Annotated in this window: 25 protein-coding genes; 20 read left to right on the forward strand and 5 right to left on the reverse strand. The window is 37.9% G+C overall.

All coding sequences use genetic code 11. The annotated features are described in order from the left end of the window. The first annotated feature begins 26 nt into the window (after positions 1 to 26). Complete coding sequence (locus tag HGJ18_RS11750; RefSeq protein ID WP_253696694.1) at positions 27 to 1,049, forward strand: hypothetical protein; 1,023 nt, start codon at positions 27 to 29, stop codon at positions 1,047 to 1,049. A gap of 144 nt (positions 1,050 to 1,193) precedes the next feature. On the opposite strand, the gene HGJ18_RS11755 is transcribed toward HGJ18_RS11750, so the two are convergent. Together HGJ18_RS11755 and rsmI are read right to left on the reverse strand one after the other, a co-directional pair. Next, on the reverse strand, positions 1,194 to 1,475 hold the full coding sequence (locus tag HGJ18_RS11755) for a flagellar biosynthesis anti-sigma factor FlgM (protein WP_253696695.1): 282 nt from the start codon (positions 1,473 to 1,475) through the stop codon (positions 1,194 to 1,196). Between the two features lie 70 nt (positions 1,476 to 1,545). Continuing rightward, entirely contained in the window at positions 1,546 to 2,202 is a 657-nt protein-coding gene (gene rsmI, locus HGJ18_RS11760; protein WP_253698339.1) for a 16S rRNA (cytidine(1402)-2'-O)-methyltransferase, read from the reverse strand. Between the two features lie 76 nt (positions 2,203 to 2,278). On the opposite strand from rsmI, the gene HGJ18_RS11765 reads away from it, so the two are divergent. After that, complete coding sequence (locus HGJ18_RS11765; RefSeq protein WP_002673097.1) at positions 2,279 to 2,689, forward strand: hypothetical protein; 411 nt, start codon at positions 2,279 to 2,281, stop codon at positions 2,687 to 2,689. A 4-nt stretch (positions 2,690 to 2,693) separates the two neighbouring features. Here the strand turns inward: HGJ18_RS11765 and HGJ18_RS11770 are convergent, their stop codons facing one another. Continuing rightward, positions 2,694 to 3,683 (reverse strand): asparaginase, encoded by a 990-nt coding sequence (locus HGJ18_RS11770; protein WP_253696696.1) that lies wholly within the window; start codon positions 3,681 to 3,683, stop codon positions 2,694 to 2,696. Positions 3,684 to 3,871: 188 nt separating this feature from the next. On the opposite strand from HGJ18_RS11770, the gene HGJ18_RS11775 reads away from it, so the two are divergent. The 10 genes from HGJ18_RS11775 to HGJ18_RS11820 all read left to right on the forward strand — a co-directional run bounded on the left by HGJ18_RS11775 (position 3,872) and on the right by HGJ18_RS11820 (position 12,278). Then, positions 3,872 to 4,105: an AbrB/MazE/SpoVT family DNA-binding domain-containing protein gene (locus HGJ18_RS11775; RefSeq protein WP_002687528.1), complete on the forward strand. Its 234-nt coding sequence runs from the start codon at positions 3,872 to 3,874 to the stop codon at positions 4,103 to 4,105. After that, positions 4,099 to 4,437: an endoribonuclease MazF gene (gene mazF, locus HGJ18_RS11780; RefSeq protein ID WP_253696697.1), complete on the forward strand. Its 339-nt coding sequence runs from the start codon at positions 4,099 to 4,101 to the stop codon at positions 4,435 to 4,437. The genes HGJ18_RS11775 and mazF overlap by 7 nt, the downstream gene beginning before the upstream one ends. Positions 4,438 to 4,476: 39 nt before the next feature. Continuing rightward, a complete protein-coding gene (locus HGJ18_RS11785; protein ID WP_253696698.1) occupies positions 4,477 to 5,619 on the forward strand; it encodes a vWA domain-containing protein in 1,143 nt (380 codons plus the stop codon). A 104-nt stretch (positions 5,620 to 5,723) separates the two neighbouring features. Beyond that, entirely contained in the window at positions 5,724 to 7,745 is a 2,022-nt protein-coding gene (locus HGJ18_RS11790; RefSeq protein WP_253696699.1) for a helicase, read from the forward strand. A gap of 32 nt (positions 7,746 to 7,777) precedes the next feature. Beyond that, positions 7,778 to 8,542, forward strand: a complete 765-nt coding sequence (locus HGJ18_RS11795; protein ID WP_253696700.1) for a prolyl oligopeptidase family serine peptidase — start codon at positions 7,778 to 7,780, stop codon at positions 8,540 to 8,542. A gap of 10 nt (positions 8,543 to 8,552) precedes the next feature. Continuing rightward, positions 8,553 to 8,981, forward strand: coding sequence for a GNAT family N-acetyltransferase (locus HGJ18_RS11800; protein WP_253696701.1), 429 nt, complete (start codon positions 8,553 to 8,555; stop codon positions 8,979 to 8,981). Positions 8,982 to 8,992: 11 nt separating this feature from the next. After that, positions 8,993 to 10,012: a virulence RhuM family protein gene (locus tag HGJ18_RS11805; RefSeq protein WP_253696702.1), complete on the forward strand. Its 1,020-nt coding sequence runs from the start codon at positions 8,993 to 8,995 to the stop codon at positions 10,010 to 10,012. Continuing rightward, a complete protein-coding gene (fic, locus tag HGJ18_RS11810; RefSeq protein WP_253696703.1) occupies positions 10,002 to 10,562 on the forward strand; it encodes a protein adenylyltransferase Fic in 561 nt (186 codons plus the stop codon). The genes HGJ18_RS11805 and fic overlap by 11 nt, the downstream gene beginning before the upstream one ends. A gap of 21 nt (positions 10,563 to 10,583) precedes the next feature. Beyond that, positions 10,584 to 11,471: a DMT family transporter gene (locus tag HGJ18_RS11815; protein WP_253696704.1), complete on the forward strand. Its 888-nt coding sequence runs from the start codon at positions 10,584 to 10,586 to the stop codon at positions 11,469 to 11,471. Between the two features lie 18 nt (positions 11,472 to 11,489). Then, positions 11,490 to 12,278, forward strand: coding sequence for a sulfite exporter TauE/SafE family protein (locus tag HGJ18_RS11820; protein WP_253696707.1), 789 nt, complete (start codon positions 11,490 to 11,492; stop codon positions 12,276 to 12,278). Position 12,279: 1 nt separating this feature from the next. Here HGJ18_RS11820 and HGJ18_RS11825 read toward each other — a convergent pair whose 3' ends face one another. Together HGJ18_RS11825 and HGJ18_RS11830 are read right to left on the reverse strand one after the other, a co-directional pair. Beyond that, complete coding sequence (locus HGJ18_RS11825; protein ID WP_002673116.1) at positions 12,280 to 13,179, reverse strand: adenosine deaminase; 900 nt, start codon at positions 13,177 to 13,179, stop codon at positions 12,280 to 12,282. Positions 13,180 to 13,287: 108 nt separating this feature from the next. Then, positions 13,288 to 14,055 carry an alpha/beta hydrolase gene (locus HGJ18_RS11830; protein ID WP_253696708.1) on the reverse strand — a complete coding sequence of 256 codons (768 nt, stop codon included), beginning with the start codon at positions 14,053 to 14,055 and terminating at the stop codon, positions 13,288 to 13,290. A gap of 194 nt (positions 14,056 to 14,249) precedes the next feature. On the opposite strand from HGJ18_RS11830, the gene HGJ18_RS11835 reads away from it, so the two are divergent. The 8 genes from HGJ18_RS11835 to pcp all read left to right on the forward strand — a co-directional run bounded on the left by HGJ18_RS11835 (position 14,250) and on the right by pcp (position 26,352). After that, a complete protein-coding gene (locus tag HGJ18_RS11835) occupies positions 14,250 to 15,575 on the forward strand; it encodes an outer membrane protein assembly factor BamD (protein WP_253696709.1) in 1,326 nt (441 codons plus the stop codon). A 166-nt stretch (positions 15,576 to 15,741) separates the two neighbouring features. Continuing rightward, on the forward strand, positions 15,742 to 17,550 hold the full coding sequence (locus tag HGJ18_RS11840) for an ABC transporter permease (RefSeq protein WP_366793155.1): 1,809 nt from the start codon (positions 15,742 to 15,744) through the stop codon (positions 17,548 to 17,550). Then, complete coding sequence (locus tag HGJ18_RS11845) at positions 17,550 to 19,217, forward strand: ABC transporter ATP-binding protein (protein WP_253696711.1); 1,668 nt, start codon at positions 17,550 to 17,552, stop codon at positions 19,215 to 19,217. Before HGJ18_RS11840 ends, HGJ18_RS11845 begins: the two co-directional genes overlap by 1 nt. Positions 19,218 to 19,408: 191 nt before the next feature. Beyond that, positions 19,409 to 21,508, forward strand: coding sequence for a methyl-accepting chemotaxis protein (locus HGJ18_RS11850; protein ID WP_253696712.1), 2,100 nt, complete (start codon positions 19,409 to 19,411; stop codon positions 21,506 to 21,508). 344 nt (positions 21,509 to 21,852) lie between these two features. Beyond that, complete coding sequence (locus HGJ18_RS11855) at positions 21,853 to 23,943, forward strand: methyl-accepting chemotaxis protein (RefSeq protein ID WP_253696713.1); 2,091 nt, start codon at positions 21,853 to 21,855, stop codon at positions 23,941 to 23,943. A gap of 72 nt (positions 23,944 to 24,015) precedes the next feature. Beyond that, entirely contained in the window at positions 24,016 to 24,690 is a 675-nt protein-coding gene (locus tag HGJ18_RS11860) for a DUF969 domain-containing protein (RefSeq protein WP_253696715.1), read from the forward strand. Further along, a complete protein-coding gene (locus HGJ18_RS11865) occupies positions 24,683 to 25,681 on the forward strand; it encodes a DUF979 domain-containing protein (RefSeq protein WP_253696717.1) in 999 nt (332 codons plus the stop codon). The genes HGJ18_RS11860 and HGJ18_RS11865 overlap by 8 nt, the downstream gene beginning before the upstream one ends. 17 nt (positions 25,682 to 25,698) lie before the next feature. Then, positions 25,699 to 26,352, forward strand: coding sequence for a pyroglutamyl-peptidase I (gene pcp / locus HGJ18_RS11870; protein ID WP_010688983.1), 654 nt, complete (start codon positions 25,699 to 25,701; stop codon positions 26,350 to 26,352). Positions 26,353 to 26,365: the final 13 nt, after the last annotated feature.

Genomic DNA, 26,365 nt, shown 5'->3' on the forward strand with positions numbered 1-26,365 from the left:
TTTTTTTTAAGCCGATACAGGTATTGATGAAGACTTCTCTTATTAAATTTGCCGTTAGAGCAATGTTTGTTTTATTTTGTGTTTCAGCCGTTTTTTCCGAATCCGGAGATATAAAGCAAAATATTCCGGTTACTTCGATGCCCCCTAAGTGGGAACCCTTGTTTCCGTCAGCTTTGTGGGTAAAAAATATTCCAATCAAACAAGAAGTTTTGATACAAACTGTAAAAACAAAAGAAGAAATGGATGCTTCTCTTAAATTTGACGAATCAAAGCTGCAATCCGTTTTATTGAATAACGATATTTTTGCTCTTTATGGAAAACCGGGAGCCTATACTATGGGCATTTTAGGAAGATATTCTCCTGAAGAAATCGAACCGATTATGAATGAGTTTATAATAACTTATGATGAAGTAAACAAGGAAAGAGGAATTATACCGGCTTTTTATCTAATTTACGGAACATGTTGGCCTGAAGGCGAAATCGGTCTTCTTCGCTTATCCACTGTCAAAAAATATATAGAATTTGCCGCCGAAAGAGGCTGGTATGTATTTATTGACCATCAAATCGGAAAATATACTGTAGAACAGGCTATGAATGCAATCCTGCCTTTTTTGAAGTACCCAAATGTGCATTTGGCTCTGGATCCCGAATGGCGTACAACTCAGCCGATGAGGGTTATCGGCTCGGTTACGGGTGATGAGATAAATAAGGCCCAAGAAATGATGGATAAATACATAAAGGAAAATAATATTACGGGCAGAAGGATGCTTGTAATTCATCAGTTTAATTCTATAATGATTAAAAAGAGAGCTAATGTAAGAAGCGATTATGAAAGAGTGCAGCTTATTCATTGTGCGGACGGCTTCGGTTCTCCTCGATTAAAGAAAGATTCTTATGCTTATAATGCTCTCGCACAAAATATTCCGCTTAAGTCTTTTAAGCTTTTTTCAAAACCGACTGTTGCAGGTGCAGGTTATGACCAACCCATGATGACCCCCGATGAGGTTTTTGACTTGAACCCTCGCCCCTATCTTATAATGTATCAATAAAAACTAGTAAAGATGTACAAAAACCAATAAAAAAGGCTGTAATCTCATAAAGAGATACAGCCTTTGTTGTTTTAAATATGATATAGAAACCATGATGCCGGTTCGGCATGGCTTATCCATGCCTTTATCAATAAATTATTTTAATTAAAATCCTAAAGAGCCTAAAATTTTATCTGCTGTTTGATCCAGAACGCTGTCTATATATGAAGGATCTTGAAATTTTTTGATAACTTCTTCTATTTTTTCTTTTCGAATGTCCGGAGCAGCCTTTACTGCATCCATTGCAAAATAAATTTCCGATAATTTTTGAGCTTCAGGAGATACTTGTACTGAATCGGAAACTTCTACCTTTTCCATTCTTCTTGGTTTTTGAGTGTTTTGTAAATTTTTGATCGGATCAATTCCGCCCAATTTTTCTATCATCATGTTTTCCTGCCTTCCTAACCGATTATCGGTTAATCTTAGTCAAAAGTTAAGGTTTTATTTTTATAAAAGTCTATTTTCCTGTAACAAAAACAGAAAACTCCCCTTTTATCGAGGGCCTTTTTTCAAAGTTTTGTAAAACTTCAGCAGCCTGCCCCTTGATAATCTCTTCATGGAGTTTTGTAAGCTCCCTCCCTACAATAAGCTCACGGTTACTATCTATTTCGGCAATATCGGCTAAGAGCTTTACGATTCTATAAGGGGATTCATATAAAACAAAGCCTGCCCCAAAGTCAAACAGCTCTTGAAGTCTCCGTTTGCGTTTTCCTGCCTTAGGCGATAAAAAGCCCTCAAAAACTACCGTTTTGTCGTAGGTTCCTGCTATACTCATTATAGCACCAAAGGCTGAAGCACCCGGAATAGGAATTATTGTATGCCCTGCTTCTCTTGCCGTCCTTACTAAAATAGAGCCCGGATCACTGATTGCCGGTGTCCCCGCATCGCTTGCATAGGCTATTTTTTTTCCTTCATCTAAAAGTTTTACAATTTTTTCGGAGGCTGCGGCTTCATTTACAGCCCTGCACGAAATCAAAGGCTTTGAAATTTCATAATGAGTTAAAAGGCCTAAAGTGTGCCTAGTATCCTCACAGGCGATAAAATCGGCTTCTTTAAAAGTCTCTAAAGCTCTAAAACTGATATCTTTTAGATTGCCTATAGGAGTGGCAACCACAAATAAAATTCCCACTTATTCAGTATATCATAGTTTTAGTATTGAATCAATAGAAAAAAAGGTGTATGATGTATTTATGACGGATTTACAGCCTTTATCATGGATGATATTAGTTTTTATAGGCCTTTTTTTAATTGTATTCGCTTATGTTCTTTTTAGTGCATCTGCAAAACATGCGAGCGGCAAAAAAATCAGGCAAACAGGAAAAAAAGGTGCTCCCGGAGTTTGTCCCGTTTGCGGTACTGTTTTGGCTAGAGATGAACAGGTAAAATCGGCTGTGTATCCTGGCGCAGATGATCGATTATGCTATATATACGGCTGTCCGCATTGTTATCCCGGTTGTGAAAAGGGTGTGCAGCGCCAATGCCCTGTTTGCCATAAGACTGTTCCAAATGAAGCTCATCTAATTGCAAGATACTTCGACCGAAAAAAAGGGAAAAAGCGGGTTCATATTCTAGGCTGTTCAAACTGCCGTTTTATGAGTTAAAAAGTTAAAACTGAGGTACAACTTCTCCTGCTATTTCGCCTCTGTGATTTTTGATGTTTTTATCGGCAATACTGTCAAAATATTCGTAATCGGCTTTATCGATTACACCGAGTTTTTTTAACAAGTGAACCAAAACGATATCTCTGGTTTTTGAAATTCCGTCATAGGTTTTGACGGCAATGCCGTATTTTTTATCGGGTAAAAGGCCGCCGAAATATCCGTTTGCTCCCGATTTTACAACAAGTTTTCCGGGATATTTTTTAACCAAAAGATGGTCTATTCTATCAGTACCGGAAGTGTATTCGGAACAGGCTGTTATGGAATCTATTATTTCTTTTGCATGGGTAGATAAATTTTGAGGCAAATTTTCATAGTCGGCCATTCTTGCCATTCCGAATGCAAAATTGTAGAGGGGCAGAGAGTGAACCGGAACTCCGCAGCCGTCAACCGAGATATTATCATCGGGAATCTTGCAATCGCAGATCAGCTCTATCATTTCCCGTATTTTTTGCTGAACGGGGTGCTGAGGTTTGTAATAATCGTCAGTAGAAGCTTTCATCAATACGGCTGCCGCCAGCATACCGGAATGCTTTCCGCTGCAATTATTGTGAATATCGCGAGGTTTTTCGTTATTTACCTTCATCCTCAATTCTACTTCCGGTTTAAAAGGGTAATGAGGGCCGCACTTTAAGGCACTTTCATCAAGCCCGATTTTTTTTAATATTCCCGTTACGGCTTTTATATGAAAATCTTCTCCTGAATGGGAGGCACAGATTTGAGCTATTTCTTCATGGCTTAGATTGAACTTTTCCTTGGCTCCCAATGAAAGAGGCACCAGAGCCTGAATAAGTTTTGCACTTGAACGCGGAAAGGATACTTCCTTTGGATCTCCTGCCGAATATACAATCTTACCGTCCTTATCGACTACGGCGATTGAACCGAATGTATAGAGGTCTTCAATTTTGCCCCTATAAGATTTTAAAAGTATTTCCATTTTGGTCTCCTATTGGTGTATAAGGTTTGTGAATTCTATTATAGTTTATACATATAGTCAATAGAGGCTATATGCAAAATTCTGTTGCTCATATATTATAATGAGTTTTATGTGAATCAAGCCTTATTTTTGTATATAACTTGACATAAGTATATACATTATATATACTTATTGTGTGGAGGTATAATATGCAGATGGTAGTTCAGAAATGGGGTAATAGTTTAGGCTTTAGAATTCCTTCGCTTTGGGCTAAAGACAATAATATAAAAAAGGGCAGTAAAGTTGAAATGATTATAGAAAAAGAGAAAATTGTTATTCTTCCTCAAAAAAAATCTCTTGAGGATATGCTTGCATTGATAAATGAAGATAATATTCATTCAGAAATTTCTACAGGATATGCAGTAGGGAAGGAAGAATGGTAAATTCAAATTATGTTCCTGAAAAAGGAGATCTAGTCTGGCTCGATTTTGATCCACAAACAGGTCATGAGCAAAAAGGCCGCCGTCCCGCAATTTGTGTTTCCCATAAAATATATAATCAAAAAACCGGGCTTGCTTTATTCTGTCCAATTACCGGTCATATAAAGGGTTATCCTTTTGAGATTGTGCTGAATAAACATTCAATAAACGGATGTATATTAAGTGATCAGATAAAAAATCTTGACTGGAAGCAAAGAAATTGTAATTTTATAGAAAAAGCGTTATCTGAAGAAATAGATTCTGTTATTGCTAATATAAAATTAATGGTTGAATAAGGTATAATCAATAAAAGCTTTTTATCCGATAATTAATATATGCAAAAAAGAAAGTTTTTATGGATTCTTGTTGTCGGATTTCTTTCTGTTTTTCTTGAGGCTGAGGACTTAAGCCTTTCAAAAGAAGATTTGCTTGTTATACAAAACCCAAAGGGCGGCTACCATTTATACATAAGAGCCAAACCCGATATAAAAAGTGTGCTTTTAACGGAGACGACAAAGGATCCCGATTTAAAATTGGATAACTATGCCTACCGTGATCCCAATTATAATGAAATAAACGGAGATGAAAAAAGGCTTTTAAACGGTGAATTTTTGCTGCCCGAAAAAAAACTTTACAGCCTCATAGATTCTACTCCCGAAAAAAATACGCCTCTGGGGGAGGCCTATCATATTTGGATTCCCTATATAATTTTATACGGATATGATTGGTCGCGAAGCGGCGAAATCGAAGTAAAAGACGGAACCTTTTTTAATATACGCACCTTTGCAAAACCTTACGGAGATTATACGGGAAATTTTCAGGACAATCCTTTTACCTTGCGGGTAACCCAAAAACCTGTTGAAAAAGACCCGCCCCCTGATCTTTCGTACAGTGATGAGGCCGTAAAAACTTTTACGGATTTAGCCGACACAACCGAAGGAGAAATGATTTATGCAAAGGGGCCTGAGGATATTCTTTCAACAATAAAAGAAATTTTAAAAAAGGGAGAAAAGGACCATCTTGATTTACTCTTTGCTTTAGATTCCACCGAGAGTATGAAGGATGATGTTGAAGAAGTGCGTAAAAATATCAGCTCAATGCTTGCCGAGACTTTGCCTCAATATAAAACTTATAGAATAGCCTTGGTTTTATACAAGGATTACCGTGAAGACTTTTTAGTGCGGGAAGCCTGCGTTTTTACCGATAACTTAAAAAAATTTGAAAAAGCCTTATACGGCTTTAAAGTTTTCGGAGGGCGGGATATTCCCGAAGCCGTATATGAGGGTATCTTCTTAGGACTTCGTCAGTCATGGCGCGCCTTAGATGCTGATGTGGATAAAAAACTTATTCTTATAGGAGATGCTCCTCCCCATCCCAAGCCTCGAGGCAAGGTAACAAAAGAAGATGTAGATAAACTTGCTGCAGAAAAGGGAGTAAAGATTTACCCCATAATATTGCCGCATACTTTGTCGTATTAAGAGCTTTTAAGGCCGGCAATTTAGCCTCCTCCTACTTTTATTTTTTCATCTTATGTGATAAAATATCACCTCGCTAAAAAGTTTTCGATAAGAGGAGGTAAAAGATGAACCCAAAAGATGTTGCCGAATGGCGGGAAAACATTATAAAGTTGCCCGATCATCATTTTTTTGATTTAATACAGCTGTATTTGGGAAAAATTAAAACCCCCTTTAATAAGCAGCGTCTTGCGGAACAGCTCAGTGCTTTCTTGCGAAAACCGGCAATACAAGAAAAAATTGCAGAAAGTCTGGATTCTTACGATATATTGATTTTAAAAGCCGTAAGCGAAATCCCCAATCCAACACAGGCGATGCTGTCTATATTTTTTTCAAAAAAAATATCTTATTCCGAATTGTCCGAAAAACTTTTAAATGCGGAAGAGCGCCTTCTCTTGTACCGTATTCAAAACAATGACGGGGATAAGATATACAGGATTAATCCTATTTTACAAAAAATTATAGACCCCTTTTTATCAACCAATCTTTTTTTTATGCCGGAAAAAACAGGACAGGTAAAATCGAAAGAAATAAATATAAACGATACGGCCCTTGCCGGAATTTATTCCTTTTGTATTCATAATGAAGCTGTTTTAAAAAATGACGGTTCTTTTAAAAAAAAATACGAAAATTTAATCAAAGATGTTTTTCCGTGGCTTTCGGAAAAGACAAAACATATTGACTCTATTTTTTTAGCATGTGAATCTTTAGGGCTTGTTTTTAGAACCGAAAACGGATTTGCAGTTCAAAAAGCAAAATGGCTGGCTTTTTCTCAATTAAATAAACTTGAGCGTTTGGTATATTTTACGGCTGCATCCTTATTTAAAATGAGGAAAGAAAATTTACAAAAACTTGTTATAATCCTTTTTGAATTTTTAAATAGTTTTTATCCCGATGCATATTATGAAGAAGAAGATGTAGAGCAATTTTTTCTTCTTTTATGTATGCAAAATTTTTCTTCGGCAGTACAAAATGAAATTGGAAATGAGAATATTTTGCATACAAGCTTTATCGAAACCGCAGAACTGTTCGGAATTTTATGCAGAGAGAAAAATTTGATTTACTTAAATCCCGAATTATTTAAAAATGCGGAAGAACCTCAAAAGCCTCTTTTAATTGACCCCTCATTTGAAGTTACGGTTTTGCCCGACAGCAACCTAAAAAATCTTCTTCCTGCAGCAGAGTGTATGGAGCCCGTTTTAATTCAAACTACAGGAAAATTCGAAATCACAAAAAAAGCTTGCTCTAGGATTTTTCAATCGGAATTAACTTCCGAAAATATATATAAAATCTTATCTGATGTAACAGGGCATGAGATTCCGCAAAATATAAGAGTTTCAATAAATGAGTGGTATAAGAATTTTACTTCATTGGAATTATACAGCGGCTTTGTCGTTTCCGTAAACAAGGAAAAGGAAAAGTTTTTTGAACTTGATACGCCTTTAAAAAAACTTGTCCGTAAAAAAATAGCGGAGGGTGTTTATCTTTTAAACGTTCAAGATTTAAAAGATTTTGAACAAGCCGTTTATAAAAGCGGTTTGGAATTTATCTTTTATAAAAATAAACCTCTTCAATCCCCTTCTGTAAGAAATTTTCAAAAGTTGAATTTATTTTCTCAAAAAGAAAAAAAAGATTATACAAAAAAGCTTGATTGGGTAAAGCAGCAAAAAGAAAGAGAAAATAAATACTCAAAAACTTTATCTCAATTAAATGCGATACTAAAAGACTTGCACTTAACAAAGGAAGATGCTAAGGCCGTAAGCAGCCGCATAAACCGTAAAGCTATAATTACGGAGGAGCAGCTTAAAGACGGAGTTTTTAAATTTACAAAAAAAGAAGCGACCGGTCTTGATTTTTTAGGAAAACAAAAAATAGCAGAGCAGGCAATCTTAGGAAAACATCTCCTTGAGATAGAGTTGCACACTGAAAAAGGAAAGGAAAAGATAAGCGGAATTCCTGAAGATATTTTAAAACAAGAAAAAGATGCTGTTCTTATACTTGCATGTGATAATCTTAAGGACAAGCTGAAAATTTCTATAGCCCATATTTCAAAAATAAAGCTGATTCAAAATTCTATTTTTTCGGAATAAGGGGAGAGACAGGATAAAAAGGGGGCAAAGCTATGGGCAAATATAAAAATCAAAACATAATCGAAGAACACGTAGAAATTGAGGGCATACCCTGCTTGCGTTTTTATCCTTCAGAAATAAGCGGCTTTGTTAGGCCTTTTCCTACCGTATTTTATTATCACGGCTGGTCTTCAGAAAAAAACAAGCAAAAGCTGATGGGCTATGTTTTTTCAACTTTGGGTTATCAGGTAATCTTACCCGATGCAGTCCATCACGGTGAAAGAAATAAGTTTGAAGATTATGATAAGGCTTTAAACGAATTTTTTTTGCCTACAATTATGCAAAACCTTGCCGAGTTTTCCGTACTAAAAGATTATGCCGTTAAAAATTGTAATGCCGATAAAAACAGGATTGCCGTTTCAGGGCATTCTATGGGAGGCTTTACTACGGCAGGAATCTTTACCCATAATCCAAGCGTAAAAACTGCTGTCGTTTTTAACGGGGCCTGCGATTGGCAAAATGCAATCCTTCAAATCGAAAAAGAATATGATGAAGCCCATATCGAATTTAATGAGGCAACAAAAAAAACCGATCCTGCTCAAAACATCGGCAAGCTCCTAAACCGGCCTCTATTTCTCTTACACGGAATAAAGGACTCCCTCGTTTCTTATAAAATCCAAAAACAATTTTACGATTCAACATTACCGCTTTATAAAAACAAGGAGCTTTTAAGGTTAATGAGTGTCGAAAGAATGGATCATTATATAAGCATTCAAATGCTTGATGAGGCCATTCTATGGCTGAACGAAAATCTATGAGGAGGCTGTTATGATAATACGCGAAGTTACTATAGATGATTATAAAGATATCCGGAGCTTAAATAAAAATGCTCTGGGTTATGATTTTCCCTTGGAAAAAACGAAAACACAGTTGGAAAAAATTTTGATCGGCAATGGAGCTAAAGTTTTTGGAGCCTTTGTTGACGGTAAATTAATCGGCTATGTACATGTTTCCGATTATGAATGTTCTTTTAGTGACAGCTTAAAAAATATTATAGGTATTGCCGTTGATCCCTCATATCGAAAGCAGGGAATCGGGCGTGCCCTTCTTACTAAGGCTGAAACTTGGGCGAGAGAAACCGGTGCCGCAGGTATAAGACTTGTTTCAAGTGTAGGCCGCACCGAGGCCCATAAATTCTACGAAGCAATGGGATATACCAGCAAAAAAGAACAAAAAAATTTTAGAAAAATATTTTAGAGGGGTGGGATATGAAAGAGTTAAAAGAACTTTCGTTTTTAATGTACACCTCAAAAGAGGAAAACATATCGGTTAATGTTGTTGTAAAAGATGAAACCATTTGGCTTACCCAAAAAGCTATGTCTGAACTTTTTGGTGTGGGAATTCCGGCCATATCCAAACATTTAAAAAATATCTTTGATGAGGGAGAGCTGGACCGTTTTTCAACTATTTCCATTTTGGAAATAGTTCAAAAAGAAGGGGATCGGAATATAAAACGAGATACTGAATTTTTCAATTTAGATGCAATCATCTCGGTCGGTTACCGCGTAAATTCACAAAAGGCAACTAAATTCCGTATTTGGGCGACAGGTGTTTTAAAAGAATATATGATAAAAGGCTTTACCCTTGATGATGAAAGATTAAAACAGGGTAAAACACTTTTCAGTCATGACTATTTTAGAGAGTTATTGGAGCGAGTCCGCTCAATCCGTGCAAGTGAAAGACGTATCTGGCAGCAGATAACCGATATTTTTGCTGAATGCTCCATAGATTATAATAAAGACGATCAAATTACGAAAGATTTTTATGCTATGGTGCAAAATAAATTCCATTATGCTATAAGCGGAAAAACAGCCGCTGAAATTGTATATGAAAGTGCAGACAGCAAAAAGGAAAATATGGGGCTTATGACATGGAAGAATTCTCCTAAGGGGCGTATTTTAAAATCTGATGTCAGTATTGCAAAAAACTATCTTGATGAAAAATCCATAAAAAGACTTGAACGGGCTATTACCGGATATTTTGATTATATCGAAGACATAATAGAAAGGGAGAATACCTTTACCATGCAGGAATTTGCCCAAAGTGTAAACGAATTTTTAGCTTTCCGTCGATATGATATTCTTCAAAATAAAGGAAAAATTTCACATACTAAGGCAAAAGAAAAAGCCGAATCGGAATATGATATATTCAATAAAACACAAAAAATAGAATCGGACTTTGATCGGGAGTTAAAAAACCTTACAAAGGAGATGAGCCATGAAAGATGAAGAAAAGTTGACAAAGATGCGGGCTCTCGAACTTTGGGATAAAAATTTAATTGAGAATATTGAAATTGGAACCTTTAAGGGCTTGCAAGAAATACATAGGTACCTGTTTCAAGATGTTTTTGATTTTGCAGGAGAAATTAGAAAGGTAAACATTTCAAAGGGGAATTTCCGCTTTGCTCCGATTTTATTTTTAGCTGAAAACCTTAAAATAATCGATAAGATGAAGTCGGAAACATTTGATGAAATTGTGGATAAATATGTAGAAATGAATGTTGCTCATCCTTTTAGAGAAGGTAATGGAAGAAGTATGAGGATATGGCTGGATGCTCTTTTAAAACAGCGTCTGGGACGCTGTGTTGATTGGGCAAAAATCGATAAGTTTTCTTATTTAAGCGCGATGGAGCGCTCTCCGATAAACAGTCTGGAACTTAAGGTTTTATTGGAATCTGCTCTGACCGATGATATTCAAAATAGAGAGATTTATATGAGGGGTATACAGGCATCTTATGAATATGAAGGCATGAGCAGTTATGATATTGGGGATATGTAAAAATATTTAGGAGTTGAAAAAATGAAATTGACATCGAAACAAAAGGGTATTATGTTTTTAATTTTATCGGCTCTTTGCTTTGCATCGATGAATTTATCGGCAAAGCTTGCCGGTAGTTTGCCTTCAATGCAAAAGGCTTTTTTTAGGAATCTAATAGCGGCTGTTGTGTCCTTTGCCGTGCTTATAAATTCAAAAGAAAAATTTCATTTGAATAAAAAAAATCTGCCCTTCTTTTTTATGAGGGCAATTTTCGGCACTATGGGGATTGTCGGAAACTTTTATGCGATAGAGCACATGCTCCTTGCGGATGCTTCTATTCTTGCAAAGCTGGCACCTTTTTTTGCCATTCTGTTTTCTTTTTTATTTTTAAAGGAAAAAATAAAGCTATATCAAATCCTTGCGGTAATCACGGCTTTTTCGGCAAGCCTTCTTATAATAAAACCGGCCTTTGCAGACACAGGCCATGTGATTGCAGCTCTTATAGGGGCTTGCGGAGGAATGATGGCAGGAGCCGCCTATACTTGTGTCCGCTGTCTTTCTCTTAAAGGTGAAAAGGGGCCTCTCATCGTATTTTTCTTTTCATTTTTTTCGATTTTAATGCTGTTTCCGCTTTTTATCATCTTTTATCATCCGATGAGCCTTTCTCAAATCATTATGCTATTGATTGCGGGCCTTTTTGGAACAGGAGGTCAGTTTTGTGTAACCGCGGCTTATGCCCATGCTCCGGCAGGTTCAATCTCGGTCTATGATTATACCCAAATAGTTTTTTCTGCAATTTTCGGTTTTGCTTTTTTAGGAGAACTTCCCGACCGATGGAGCCTTTTAGGTTTTGCCATAATTTTTGCAGTGGCTCTTTTTATGTTCTTACACCACGAAGATAAAACAGAAGTTCATGTAGATTTAAATTGATGTAGAGGAGAATAATTTATGTATATATCGTTACAGGCAATGATTTTTTTATGCTTTTGTGTTTTTCTTGCCGGTTTTGTAGATTCTGCTGCCGGTGGAGGCGGCCTTATTTCTATTCCGGCCTATTTTTTTGTAGGGCTTCCGGCTCATACGGCTATAGGCTGCAATAAGTTTTCGGCAGCCTGCGGGACAACTTTTTCAGCCTTTCGATTTTTTAAGAATGGAGCTCTTGAGTGGCGTATAGCCTTAGTTTCTGCCATGTTTTCTTTTATTTCTTCCTATCTGGGGATGAAAATTGCCTTGGGAATAGACCAAGTTTTTCTAAAAAAAGCTATGATTTTAATACTTCCGGCAATAGCTGTTATTCTTTTGCTAAAACGGAATTTCGGCAATGAAAACAAATCAAAGGAAATACCGCAAAAAAAGGCTTTTGTTTTGGCGGCCTTGATAGGTGCTTGTGTAGGTTTTTATGACGGACTTATAGGTCCGGGAACAGGTACGATTGCAATTATTGCTTATTCTGCATGGATGAAGTATGACCTAAAAACGGCATCGGGGAATGCTAAACTTTTAAACCTTGCTTCAAACTATGCTTCGTTGACAGCCGTTCTCATAAATAATAAGGTTATTTTTTCAATTGCAATTCCTGCTGCTGTTTGCGGTATTATCGGTAATTACTTAGGTGCCGGATTTGCTTTAAAGAAAGGAGCCGCATTTATCAGGCCTCTTATGATTGTTGTTATAATTTTATTGTTTGCAAAATTATTTTATGATGTATTCGGTAAGATGATATTAGGATTATTTTAAATTATCTAATTGCCATCAACTGATCGGCTTCTTCCTCGGTTATAACTTTTTCGCTTACAAGGTCATAAAATTGTTCGCTATTTGTTTTTCCGAAGAACAGAATATCATCGGTTCCTATGCTTATAGGAACTCCTGCATCCATCATTTTACGTAGCGGATGGGATTTTAGGTCTTTGGCTGCCCCCAGCATGATATTGCTTTGCGGACAAACATTGCAGCGTATCTTTCTGTCGGCTAAAAATTGCAGAACCTTATCGTTTTGAGCTGCTCCTATGCCGTGCTGAACTTCGTCCAAATCAAACATTTCAACAAAATACTTGACTGATGCCGCATCTGAAAATTCTCCGACATGAGCTTTCTTTTTTAAGCCGTATTTTTCGGCCAATTTAAAGATATATACGCATTGTTCAATACCTTCGGAAACTTCAGGCCCGTAAAGGTCTATATTTTTAAAAACCTTTGATGATATCATGGGTTCTATCCATTGTTTTAAAAAACTTTGATCTATGGTCTTTGATATTCCCAGTTCAGGAATGATTTTGATTTTATTTTTATATTTTTTTACTATACCGCTTATCCCTTCCAGAAAAGCATCCAAATTCTCATTAAACTGCTTTATAAAGCCAATATCGACGGAGCCTTCAATACAAACAACATTGTCTTTTATTGCGGTCATTATGGACATTTCTATTAGATCTATTACGTGTTGTGCTGTAGTACATGCAGGGCGAGTATATTGTCCGATTATTTCATGCATTTCATCAAGACCGTTCATTTTGCGTGGAAAATTGGGAATTTCAAAGCCTGCCCATTTTTTATAGTCTGAATACTCCATACTTAAATTCAGATGATTATGAGTATCAGCCTTGGGCTGCTTTTTATAGTAATCAAAATCTCTCATTAATACTTCCTTGTAACCATATAGTATAAGTATATCACTCTTTTTTAAAAAAGTCATATCAAATATACAATAATCCTGCAATATTATCGGTAAATTTTACTAAAAAGTTTAATCCTTTAAGAATTCTATTATTTTTTTTGCTACAAGCTCCTTTTCAACATCATTTGTAACTATGTGACTGCTTTTCTCAAGAATTAGATAGTCGTTTTGATTTCTTAAAGTCTTATCTATGAGGTCTTTTACCTTAAAGGGCACCAATTTATCGGCTTTTGATAAGACTGTAAGGCTTTGCGATCTTATAAAAACCATATTTTTTAAGGCTAATCTTTGTAATTTATAAAGGTCCGCAGATTTTGCTAAATATTCTACACCGTTATAGTCTGCCATCGCCCTTCCATATTCGGGATCATTTTCATAAGTTTTTTTAACTGTTGTTATCTTTTTGACAAAAAACTTTAAAAAAGGAGTAAGTTTTATCCTGTTATCTGTTGCTATAAAGGCCGGTGCACATAAAAATATCTTTTCAGGATTAAAGCGCGATGCAATCAGAGAGGTTAATACCCCTCCCATTGAAAGGCCCCCTACAAAAACTCGTTCATACATTGCACAGAGGTCAATATACTCATCACAAACCTTGCGGAGCCAATCTTTCCAATTAGTAGTCAAAAAATCACTCTTATTTGTGCCGTGTCCGGGAAGCCGAGGTATGTATATATTGTAGCCGGCTTCATTTAGCTGATGCCCCAGCCAAATCATATCTCTGGGAGAACCCGTGTAACCATGAATCAGCAAAATAGCCGGAGCGGTTTTTAGGCCTTTTAAAAAAAAGGGCTTCGTTGTATCTGAAAGTTTGATAGGATAATTGTCAAAAAACACGTAAAATCTCCTTTAAGTTTAAGCACATTCTAACATTATATACCTTTTTTTGCAAATAAACTAGGTATTATACCGTAAATTTTTAACCTTTTCAAATAAGGAGAATCGCTTATTTTATAACTTTAAAGGTAAGTAGCTCTTGTGTATTTAAAGAATATGTAATATATTGGTAGAAAGATATAAGGAGATTTTAAATGAAAAAAATTATTTCAGTATTATCAATCGCAGCGCTATTACTTGCAATTTCCGGCTGCGGAGGCAAATCGGAAAAGAACAACGCTGTTCTTAAAGTAATAAAGGAAGCCGAAGGTATGACTCTTGATCAGCTTTTCGAAAAGGCCTATCAAGAATCAAACGGAAAGGTTCTAAAAGGTTTGGGTAACTCAAGCCGAGGTAAGACTGCAGGAGAAACCTTTGTTGAGGCAATGAAGGCAAAATATCCCGACTATACCGGAAAAATAGATTGGTCTCAGCCTAAGAACAATACTATTTTTGACCAGCTTACAAATGATAATAAGAACGTTACCCCCGAATTTTCTATGACTCTTATTCAGGATGGAGCTCAGATTAAGGCTAAGATGATTGATACGGGCATCTTACATAATTTTGTTCCTAAAGAATGGAAAGAATCTGCAGGGGCCGATATGAAAGAAAACGGAAATCCCTTGGCCTTGCAGACTTTGAGTAAAGTTTTTATGTACAATAATGTCGAAGCTTCAAACAAGTTTTTAAATGTCTGGGATTTTGTAAAAGAAGGTCAAAGTCCGCTGTTTATGGGTTTGGAATCCGAACCTATCGGAAAAAACTTTTTGCTCATGCTTACCCATGAAAAGTATTCGAAGGTTGTAAAAGCCGCTTATGATGCTTTGCCTGAAGCCGATAAAGCTTATTTTAAGCCCATTGTAGACGGCTTGGAAAAAACAGCTAAAGAGCTCGGTTTAAACGAAAACGGAAAATATGCCCTTGCATGGATCAAACTATTTGTTTCTCAGTTTAATATGAAAACCGATGACGGCCCCATCAGCGTAGACTTAGTAAAAAAATCTTCTAAGGATCAAACAGGTTTATTGGTTTACTCCAAATTGCGCTCAATTAAAGAAACAGACGAATCTTCCGTAAACAATATTACCGTTGCTGCTTATCAGGACGGATATACCGGCTTCGGAGGCTATGCATATAAGCACTATTTGCAGGTTCTAAACAACGCGCCTCTTCCTTGGACGGCATGTGCCTTTATTGCTTACATGGTAACAACAAAGGAAGGCTTCCATCCTTGGGGAAAAGACATGGGCGGATACAGCTCCAATCCTGCTATCAATCAAGATCACAGCATGGACGGATATGTTGATGAAGAAGTAAACGGCGAAGTTAAAAAAATAAATAAATTCCCCGCTAAAAACGATAGAGGCTATGACTGGTGGACAGGAGAAGGAAAAGGCGGCTTAATTGTCGAAGATCCCGTATACTGTGCAAGTGTAACCTTTACCGTAGGTGAATGGATCAGCTCCTTAAGAAACTAAAAGATTACTAAAAAATTAATATGAATTTATTAAGCCTCTAAAAACTATGTCAGGTTTTTAGAGGCTTTATTATTAAATGTATGCGTCCGCCTGTGTGCGGTAAAGGAGTAAAGAAGAATATTGCATAAATGCTCAAGTTATAGTATAATCGTAAGGAAGTTAATTTATGGAGGAGACTTTGACTAAGACAATTCCGGTTTTTTTAAATCAAAGTAAGGATTTTTTTAGAAAACCTCAAAACCTGATATTGCTTATATTCGGTGTTGTGCTCTCTGTTACGACTATAGCTCCGATAGTAACTATTCTTCTGGATACAATTACGGTTCATCCCGGCACCATAGATGCTATGCATGGGCCTGACGGTTTTACCGTCTTTAATTGGAAAGATATTTTTACCGGCTCCCTTTCGTCGAGAAATTTTTGGAGTCCGCTCACAAACACTCTGCTGCTTGCGATATTCAGCTGTATAGGGGCCATCTTAATAGGCGGTATTTTTGCATATTTGATTACACGCACAAATATAAAATGCAAAAAATATCTTAATGTCGTTTTTATTTTTCCGTATATAATGCCTCAGTGGACATTGGCTCTTACTTGGATGAACTTATTTAAGAGTACCGCTGTTACGGGAGGCTCTAACGGAATACTTGCAGATATTTTCGGAGTTACAATGCCTGCATGGTGGGCTGAGGGTCTATTCCCTTCAATTGTTGTTCTATCCCTGCACTATGCAGCCTTTGCCTATATTTTAATCGGCGGCATATTTAAAAATATGGATTCCAATTTGGAAGAAGCTGCCTTGATTTTAAATACTTCAAAATCAAAAATTTTCCGCAAAGTAACCCTTCCATTATTAAGACCTGCCATCCTATCGACCATCTTGCTCGTTTTCGGCAGCGCTATGGGTAGCTATCCCGTTCCGCACTATTTAAAACTGACAACCCTTTCCACCAAATATATAGACTTAAAGGTTGTAAGGACGGGGCAGGCAAGTATTATCGGCGTAGTGATGATGATCTTCGGAATTTTAATTCTGATTACAAACAGGCTCAGCATGAAATCCCGAAAAAACTATACCACAATTACCGGAAAGAGCGGACAGGTCAGCAAGGTAAATGTGGGAAAAATCGGGCAATATTTAATTCCTGCTATTTTAATTATCTTTACCTTATTTACCGGAATATACCCCGTTATTTCCTTTGCCTTTGAAACCTTTTTGCCCAACCCCGGAGACTACAGCTTTTTTAGGACAGGTAATTTTGCAAACCTAACCTTAAAATGGTGGACTCATCGCTCGGCAGAAGATGTCGGTATGTACGGACAATTCGGTATTTTATATAACCGTGCCTTTTGGATGAGTTTTAAAGGAACTATGATTGTTGCCTTTTTCTGCGCCTTCCTTGCAGGAACGATAGGGCTTTTGATAGGCTATTCGGTAAGCAAACACAGAAGAAACAAGTTTGCAAATTACGTAAACGACATAGCTTTTTTGCCTTACCTTTTGCCTTCGCTTGCAGTAGGCATAGCCTTCTTTATATTTGGGTCTATGCTGGGAATCTATGATACCTTTTTGCTTTTAATAATAGTCGGAACAATTAAGTATATTCCTTTTTCGTCGAGGGGCTCTCTTAACTCGATGCTTCAAATCAGCAATGAAATAGAAGAGTCGGCTTTGATACAGGATACGCCTTGGCATAAGCGTATGACGAAGATAATAATTCCCATTCAAAAGACGGCAATTTTAAGCGGCTATCTTTTGCCATTTATAACCTGTGTTAGGGAATTGACCTTATTTATGCTTTTGTGCAGTCAGTCCAAGATAAGCACAACCATGCTTGACTATTATGATGAGATGGGCTTATACGCCTTTTCGAGTGCAATCAACTTAATTTTAATTATATTTATTTTGGCCGTAAATTTCGGATTAAACAAGCTTACAAAGGCCGGAATCGATACGGGTGTAGGAGGTCAATAATGCCTGAGATAATTTTACAAAACCTTACGAAAAGATGGGGAAAATTTTACGGAACTGATAATTTAAATTTAACCATAGAAAATAATTCGTTTATTACCCTGCTGGGGCCTTCAGGCTGCGGCAAAACAACAACGCTTAGAATGATTGCCGGTCTTGAAACTCCGACAAGCGGAAAGATAATCATCGACGGGGAAACGGTTTTTGACAGCGAGCAAGGTATAAACATTCCTGCAAACAAAAGAAAGGTCGGCTTTTTGTTTCAAAACTATGCCCTTTGGCCGAATATGACCGTTTATGAAAACATAAGTTTCGGCTTAAAAAACATCAAAGAGCTTATGCCTCTCTGCGATTTTGAAATTAAAAGAATAGATGACCTAAAAAAGATTTTAAATGAATGTGAAAAAACTGTGGAAATTATCATTGATTCTCAGACTAAAGATAAGAAAAAAGGTAATAAACTTGACGAAAAAACTGCCTTGATAAAGTTAATAGACAACTTTATTATTTCGGAATATACGGCAAAAACGGTTTTGTCTTATGGGCTTGAAAAAGCTGAAAATCGTGAAGAAAAAGTAAGATCAATAATTTCCGGTTTGGATGAAAAGAGGGCATCTCTTTTAGATAAGCACAAGAAAAACGGATTCTCGGTAAATGGCAACTACGAACTTGTAGATGAAAAAGGCGAAGTTGTAAAAAAAATACGTAAGCTCGAAAACGAAGAAATAGACTTAATAGTCCGCCGTGTTTCCCGCATCGTAAAAATCGGAATGTTTATGGATCGGTATCCCAATGAGCTTTCAGGCGGACAGCAGCAAAGGGTTGCCATTGCCCGAACCCTGGCTCCCGGGCCCAAGGTGCTTTTTATGGATGAGCCTCTTTCAAACCTTGATGCAAAACTCAGGCTTGAAATGCGGAGCGAATTGCAGCGCCTCCATTTGGATACAAAATCGACATTCATCTATGTTACCCATGATCAGCTGGAGGCTATGACTCTGGCAACAAAGATATGCTTGATGGATAATGGTCTTTTGCAGCAATATGATGCCCCCTTGGATATCTATGAAAAACCGGTAAACTTATTTACCGCAGACTTTATAGGAAATCCTTCGATAAATTTTATAGAAGCTGCGGGTGAAACTTCTGCAGACGGAGATTTTAATTTAAGCTGTTTAGAAGGCTTGCAATTTAAGTTTAAACCTGCTCAGAAAATCGACTATAAAGAATGGCTTTTGCAAACGGAGGCTGAAATTAAAAAACAAAGAGAAGAAGAAGCCGAGCGCACAAAAAATGCAGAAAAGGAAAATAAAATTTTGCCTTTTAAGTACCACATTGCAAAGGCCGATGAAGCAGAGTTTGATTTAAATTCTCCGGCACCTACTGAAAAAGATTTTATCATCGGAGTCCGTCCTGAGTTTATTAAAATACACGAAAACGGAAAACTGACAGGTTCTATATACAGCTCGATGCCCACAGGTATGGAAACTACCGTCAAAATTAAAGTTGGAAATCTCCTTTTAACGGGTGTTGTGTTTTTAAACATAACCTATAGGATAGGAGAAAAAATAAAATTCGATATTGAAGGTGACAGGATTATGCTCTTTTCAAGTCTTAATCAAAGATTGGTTTCTTTAGGATGTTTGGAAAAAGAGAATATGAAAAATAGTTGACAATCCAGCGCAGATGTCTGATTGTTACTTTCTACGCAGAAAAGCTAAAAAACTTTTTTGAAGCTCCTTTAAAACCGAAATAAAATTATAATAAGGATAGTTGAAAGTCTTACGGATTGAGACTCACCAATCTAAAAATGGTATGGGAGATTTTAAGGTATCTACCCCGAAACTGTAAGGAGTGTTTTACTATGGACAAGACAAAACGTTTTTCATTGGCTAACAAGTTGATGCTTATATTCGGTTTGCTTATTTTTGCAATCAGCCTTATATTAGGATTTTTTGCTGTACGCACCGCCCGAAAAGCAGTAATCGAAAAAATTGAAGTGCACTTAATCGACAAGGCTGCAGATGTTGCTGGTATTATAGACGGAAGAGTAGATTCTTTTTTCCAATTTTTTGAAGGAGTCTCTCGTGCTCCTATCTTATTGGATCCGGAAATTTCCTATACTGAAAAAACAGCCTATTTAAAACAAGAAACGGCATTCAATGACAAAATTTACAGAATGGATTTGATAGATATGAACGGAAAAAGGCGTACTTATGACGGGCAAATATTAGATGTTTCAGACAGAGATTTTTTTATCTCTGCATCTAATGGGAAAAGTTTTGTTTCAGAACCGCTTGTTTCCCGCCTAGACGGTGCCTTTGTCATCGTATTTGCCGTTCCCATTTACAATAAAGATCATAGGGTAGCAGATGTTTTGCTTGCGACAGTCGAAGCAGTCCACCTTTCTAAAAGAATTGAAGATATTGTAGTGGGCAAAACGGGAAATTGTTATATTATGAGTAAAAGCGGCGTGATTATAGCTCATAAAGATACCAATCTGGTCAAAAGCCAAGTGAATATTATTGAGCAAGCCAAAACAGACGGCGAACTTGCTTCTATCGCCGCTTTTTTGGAACATGTTTTGGGCTCTTCCAAAAGTGAAATCGGCTATTACACATATGAAGGCCAATCATACATCGCTTCATTTTCACCGATGAAAAATACCGACTGGTCGGTTATTATCCGCGCCCCTGTAAACGAATTTATGGGTACTGTAAATACCTTGCGAACCTCACTTGTTATTATTGGTGTGGTAACTTTTTTGATCGCACAGTTAATTGTCTTTTTTATAGCTAGAGCCTTAGTAAAACCTATTCGCGGTGTTGTATCAGCTTTGCAAAATATTTCACATGGTGAGGGGGATTTGAGCGTGCGCCTTCCGATAAACGGCAATGATGAGATTACCGACCTATCGGAATACTTTAATCAGACTATTTTGAAGATAGGCTCATCGATTAAGCAAGTAGGTATTAACAGCATCGAGATGGAAAATATCGGTAATGAGCTTGCAAGCAATATGACCGAAACCGCCAGTGCCGTGCACCAGATAAGTGCTAACATCGACGGAGTAAAACAGCAAGCCCTTACTCAGGCTGCAAGCGTTACCGAAACGGCGGCTACGATTGAAGAAATTATCCGCACGATAAAGCAGTTGAATGGCAGTATCGAAAATCAGGCAGCCAGCGTAGCCGAATCCTCTTCGGCTATCGAGCAGATGGTCGGGAACATAGCTTCTATCACTCAAACCCTCGGCAAAACCGATGATGTCATAAAAACACTCGCCTCCGCTACAGCCGACGGTAAGGATACGATAGTTAATTCAAACTCCGTTACCCAAAAAATAGCCGAAGAATCAGGCAGTCTTTTGGAAGCCTCAAGCGTTATCCAGCACATTGCAAGTCAGACCAATCTTTTAGCGATGAATGCTGCAATCGAAGCCGCCCACGCAGGCGAGGCGGGTAAGGGCTTTGCCGTTGTTGCCGACGAAATCCGTAAGCTCGCAGAAGAATCTTCTACGCAAGGTAAAACCATAACTTCTACCCTCAAAGTATTATCCGGCGAAATCGAAGCTCTTTCAGCCTCTTCAAGAACGGTAGAAGAGAAATTCAACACTATTTTTGCTCTTTCGGAGCAGGTAAAAACTATGAGCCAAAACCTAACTAACGCTATGCGTGAACAGGAGAACGGCAGCAAGGAAGTTTTGACAGCCATTCGAGACATCAATATGGTAACAAACCAAGTAAATGACGGTTCCGCCGAGATGCTGCGAGGCGGTGAGAATGTAGCTCAAGAAATGCAAAAGCTCGATGAGCTTACCCGTATCATTACCGACAGTATGAACGAGATGGCGAGCGGTGCGGTACAAATCAGAAATGCCGTTCAGGAAGTAAATGAAATAAGTCAAAAGAATAAGATCAGCATTCAGAACCTTGCAGAAGAAGTCAGAAAATTTAAAGTGTAAGCCGGTGTTGTTTTTATTTTTCTATAATATTTTCAAGTAAGTGCTTAAAAGTTCAGAAAAACTAAAAAAAATTCTTTTAAAGCTTGCAGTATACGGGAAGTCATGGTATACTTTATAACAATGATAGAGAAGTACTTCAACATCAATTACAAGTCTTCTCACAAAAAAAGTGCAAAAAGTTTTTCAAAAATACTTGGCATAAAACGTGCGTGCCTGATAAAATTCGAAGCCCGGCAGCCGAGGGATGCCTCTGACCAAATATTTTTAAATAGCTACAGCTCTTTAATAAGATATATATCATGTCTTGGATTGAGACCTGTCAATCTAAAAGAGGAGTATCATAGATGAAAAAACGTTTTTCAATCCGCTACAAACTGATCATAGTTTTTGGTCTATTAATAGCCATAGCTGCTTCGGTGGAAGGGTTTCTTGCAACCCGTATCGCTCGTAATGCCGTTGCCGAAAAGGTCGAAATACACTTAATCGACAAGGCGACTGATGTCGCCGAAATTATTGACGGGCGCATTACCGCAGTTCAGCAATTCCTTGAAGGTATAGCGCGTATGCCTATGTTCAGCGATGCTTCCATTTCAAATGCTGAAAAAGTAGAACTGTTGAAGGAACAGGCTGCATTTAATGCAGCCCTTCATGAATTGGATTTTAGCGAACTTGACGGCACGCTCCACAGTATTAACGGCCATGCTAATGTCGGTGATCGGGAGTGGTTCAAAGCGGCACGAAACGGAAAAGCGTTTCTTTCCGAACCGCTTTTTTCAAGGACGACACAAAAATTTATCCAAGTTATTGCTGTTCCGATTTACGATGATAATCATCAAATTATCGGCGTTCTGAGTGCGGATTTTGACGGGGCTTGGCTTTCTGAACAGATTAAAGATATAGTTGTGGGCAAAACAGGTAATTGCTATATAATGGGAGATACTACCAACATTATTGCGGATAAAGATATCGAACTGGTTAGAAATCAAGTGAGCATTATTGAGCTGGCAAAAACGGACAAAGAGCTTACTTCGTGTGCCGATTTTTTGGAATACGTTTGGGATACCGACGAAAGCGAGGTCGGCTATTACACATACCAAGGAGTATCTTACATAGCCTCTTTTGCCACAATGAAAACCACTGGTTGGTCTGTTATTATCCGCGCACCGGTAAATGAGTTTATGGGAGCAGTTAATACTTTGCGTAGGTCGGTGTTCGGTATCGGAATAGTGGTTATATCTATTGCACTGGTCATCGTTTTCTTTGTAGCCCTTGCATTGATTAAACCCATAACGGCTATCGTTTCCGCACTTAAAGACATCGCAGAGGGTGAAGGAGATTTAACGGTACGCCTTCCTGTACACGGCAATGATGAAATAACCGACCTCTCAGAATACTTTAATCAGACTATTTCGAAGATAGGCTCATCGATTAAGCAAGTAGGTCTTAACAGCGTCGATATGGAAAATATCGGCAACGAGCTTGCATCGAATATGACCGAAACCGCCAGCGCCGTACACGAGATAAGCGCCAACATAAACGGAGTAAAGCAACAGGCTCTTACCCAAGCAGCAAGTGTTACCGAAACGGCTGCAACCATTGAAGAAATTGTCCGTACGATTAAACAACTAAACGGAAGTATCGAAAATCAGGCTGCCAGCGTCGCCGAATCCTCCGCTTCAATCGAACAGATGGTTGCGAATATTGCATCCATCACGCAGACACTTGGTAAAACCGATGGCGTTATAAAAACGCTGGCTTCCGCTACCGCCGACGGCAAGGAAACACTTTCAGGTGCTAACAGCGTTACGCAGAAAATAACGGAAGAGTCGGGCAGTCTATTGGAAGCCTCAAGCGTTATCCAGCACATTGCAAGCCAAACAAACCTATTGGCAATGAACGCCGCTATTGAGGCCGCTCATGCAGGAGAAGCAGGCAAAGGTTTTGCCGTTGTAGCCGATGAAATCCGAAAGCTTGCAGAAGAGTCTTCCGCACAGGGCAAAACAATAACTGCAACGCTTAAAGCTCTTTCGGGTGAAATAGAGGCTCTTTCCGCTTCGTCGAAAACCGTAGAGGAAAAATTTAACGCTATTTTTAATTTGGCCGAGCAAGTTAAATCGATGAGTGACACTCTTACCGAAGCTATGCATGAGCAAGAGAAAGGAAGTAAGGAAGTTTTGTCTGCCATTAAGGGTATCAACACGGTAACGGTTGAAGTGCAGGCAGGCTCTGAAGAAATGCTGAAAGGAGGGGAGAGTGTTGCTGAGGAGATGCAAAAACTGGATGGTCTGACCCGCGTTATAACTGACAGCATGAATGAGATGGCCTCCGGCGCGGTACAGATTAGCAATGCCGTACAGGAAGTAAATGAGATAAGCCAAAAGAATAAGGCCAGTATTCAAAACCTTACGGAAGAAGTTTCTAAATTCAAAGTGTAATTATTTATAATAGACAAACCTTTATTTTTTTGGTAAAATACGCCGGACATAAACCAATAAAAGGAGAATTGTATGAATTATTTGGTTTTAATAGGCGTTGCAATTATTATCGCCGGTTTTATTTTAAAACTCGACGTAGTTGCAGTTGTTTTGATTTCAGGCCTTGTAACAGGCTTGATTGCAAAGATGGGATTCGTTGAAGTCCTTAATGCAATAGGTACAGGTTTTGTCAACAACCGTTACATGAGCTTGTTTTTTATTTCTTTTCCTGTAATCGCTATTATGGAGCGTTACGGTTTAAAAGAACGTGCTGCAGACTTTATTAAAAAGATAAAGGGAGCTAGTGCCGGTATGGTTATTTGGCTCTACATTCTTATAAGAACAATTGCTTCTGCATTTTCTATTAGATTGGGCGGCCATGTTCAGTTTATCAGACCTTTAATCCTCCCCATGGCTGAAGGAGCTGCTCAAAAACATGTAAAGCTTACCGAAGACGATATCGAAAAAATTAAGGGGCTCGCAGGAGCTTCCGAAAACTATGGAAACTTTTTCGGTCAAAATATTTTCCCTGTTGCATCAGGTGTTCTTTTAATTACAGGAACTCTCAAGGAACAAGGTCTTGATATTACAAATACTGATGTAGCTAAGTACTCAATCTTTGCCGGTGTTGCAATGGTTCTTATAGCCTTACTACAGTGCTGGCTCTTTGAAAAATCACTTAGAAAAGGAGAAAAGGCAGATGTTTAGTTTTATTCAAAATAATACAATGGTTATAGATGAAATCGTTTACGGCCTTTGCGGTCTTGTTTCAATTATCACAGCCGTAATCTCCTTAAAAGATAAAAAGAACCCTATCGGAACATTCTTGTTCTGGGGAATCTTAGGTCTTTTGTTTATGTTCGGTAAAGTTATCGTTCTTAATGTACCTTACGGAGGAGCCATTATCGGAGGCTTACTCTTTGTTTTGGGCGGTTTTACTCTTACAAAACAAGTAAAAGTTGCGGATATTAAGTCGGCAACAAAAGAAGAGATTACCGAAAATTCAAAAAAGGTCGGCAACAAGATTTTTATTCCTGCCGTTTTGATAGGTGTTGTTGCGATGTTATTGGCTCAAATGAAGAGCTTTAAAATTTCACTTGGAACAAATGCTGCCGGAAAAGAAATAATCTTCGGCTTTTCTACTGCACAAGTTGTAGGCCTTGCTTCGATAGTTGCCCTTATTTTTGCAATAATTTTAACTAAGCCGAAAATGAAAGATACAATCAACGATACTTCAAAGATGCTCATGCAGGTAGGCTCTTCAAGTTTACTCCCTCAGCTCCTCGGTGTTTTGGGTGCAATCTTTGCAACAGCCGGAATAGGTAAGATAATCGGTCATTTTGCAAGCGGTATTGTTCCTCAGGGTGTTCCCGTACTGGGTGTTATCGCTTATTGTCTTGGAATGGTAATCTTTACGATGATTATGGGAAATGCTTTTGCCGCCTTTACCGTTATCACAATCGGTGTAGGTGTTCCCTTTGTAATTGCTCAAGGCGGAAATCCTGCTGTTGTAGGAGCCTTAGGTATGACTTGCGGATACTGCGGTACGCTTTTAACACCTATGGCTGCAAACTTTAACATTGTTCCTGCCGCAATTTTGGAAACTAAAAATAAATATACATTGATTAAGGCTCAAGCCCTTATGTCCTTTGCTTTGATTATTGTTCATATTATTTTGATGTTGATATTTGCTTTTTAAAATTAGTGAGGAGATAAATGAAAATTTTAGTTACCGGTTTTGATCCTTTCGGCGGTGAAAAGATTAATCCGGCCCTTGAAACAATTAAACTTCTTCCCAATGAAATTTTGGGAGCAAAAATTATAAAGCTGGAAATTCCGACAGTTATCGGAAAATCAGTAGCAAAGATAAAAGAAATGATCGAAAAAGAAAACCCTGATGTGGTTTTAAGTATCGGTCAAGCCGGAAACCGGGCCGATATTTCGGTAGAAAGAATAGGTATAAATATTGATGATTGCCGAATTCCCGATAATGAAGGTAATCAGCCAATTGATGAACCCGTTGTAAAAGACGGGCCTGCCGCCTACTTTGTTACTCTGCCCATTAAGGCTATAGTCGAAAAGATAAAAGCCGGTAAAATACCTGCTTCAATATCGAATACGGCAGGAACCTTTATATGCAATCATGTCTGTTACGGTGTAGCTCATATTGCTGCGGCAAGAACGGCTCAGGGCAAACCGATGAAAAGCGGTTTTATTCATATTCCGTTTTTACCCGAACAGGTTATCGGAAAGCCGGCCTTAACGCCTTCAATGAGTTTGGAGATGATTGTAAAAGGAATTGAGCTTGCAATCGAAGCTATTGTCCAAAATAATTCCGACATAAAGGTTTCTGGCGGCAAAATTTGCTAAAATACGTTTTGTA

It is taken from the genome of Treponema denticola, assembly GCF_024181405.1.
Lineage (GTDB): Bacteria > Spirochaetota > Spirochaetia > Treponematales > Treponemataceae > Treponema_B > Treponema_B denticola_D.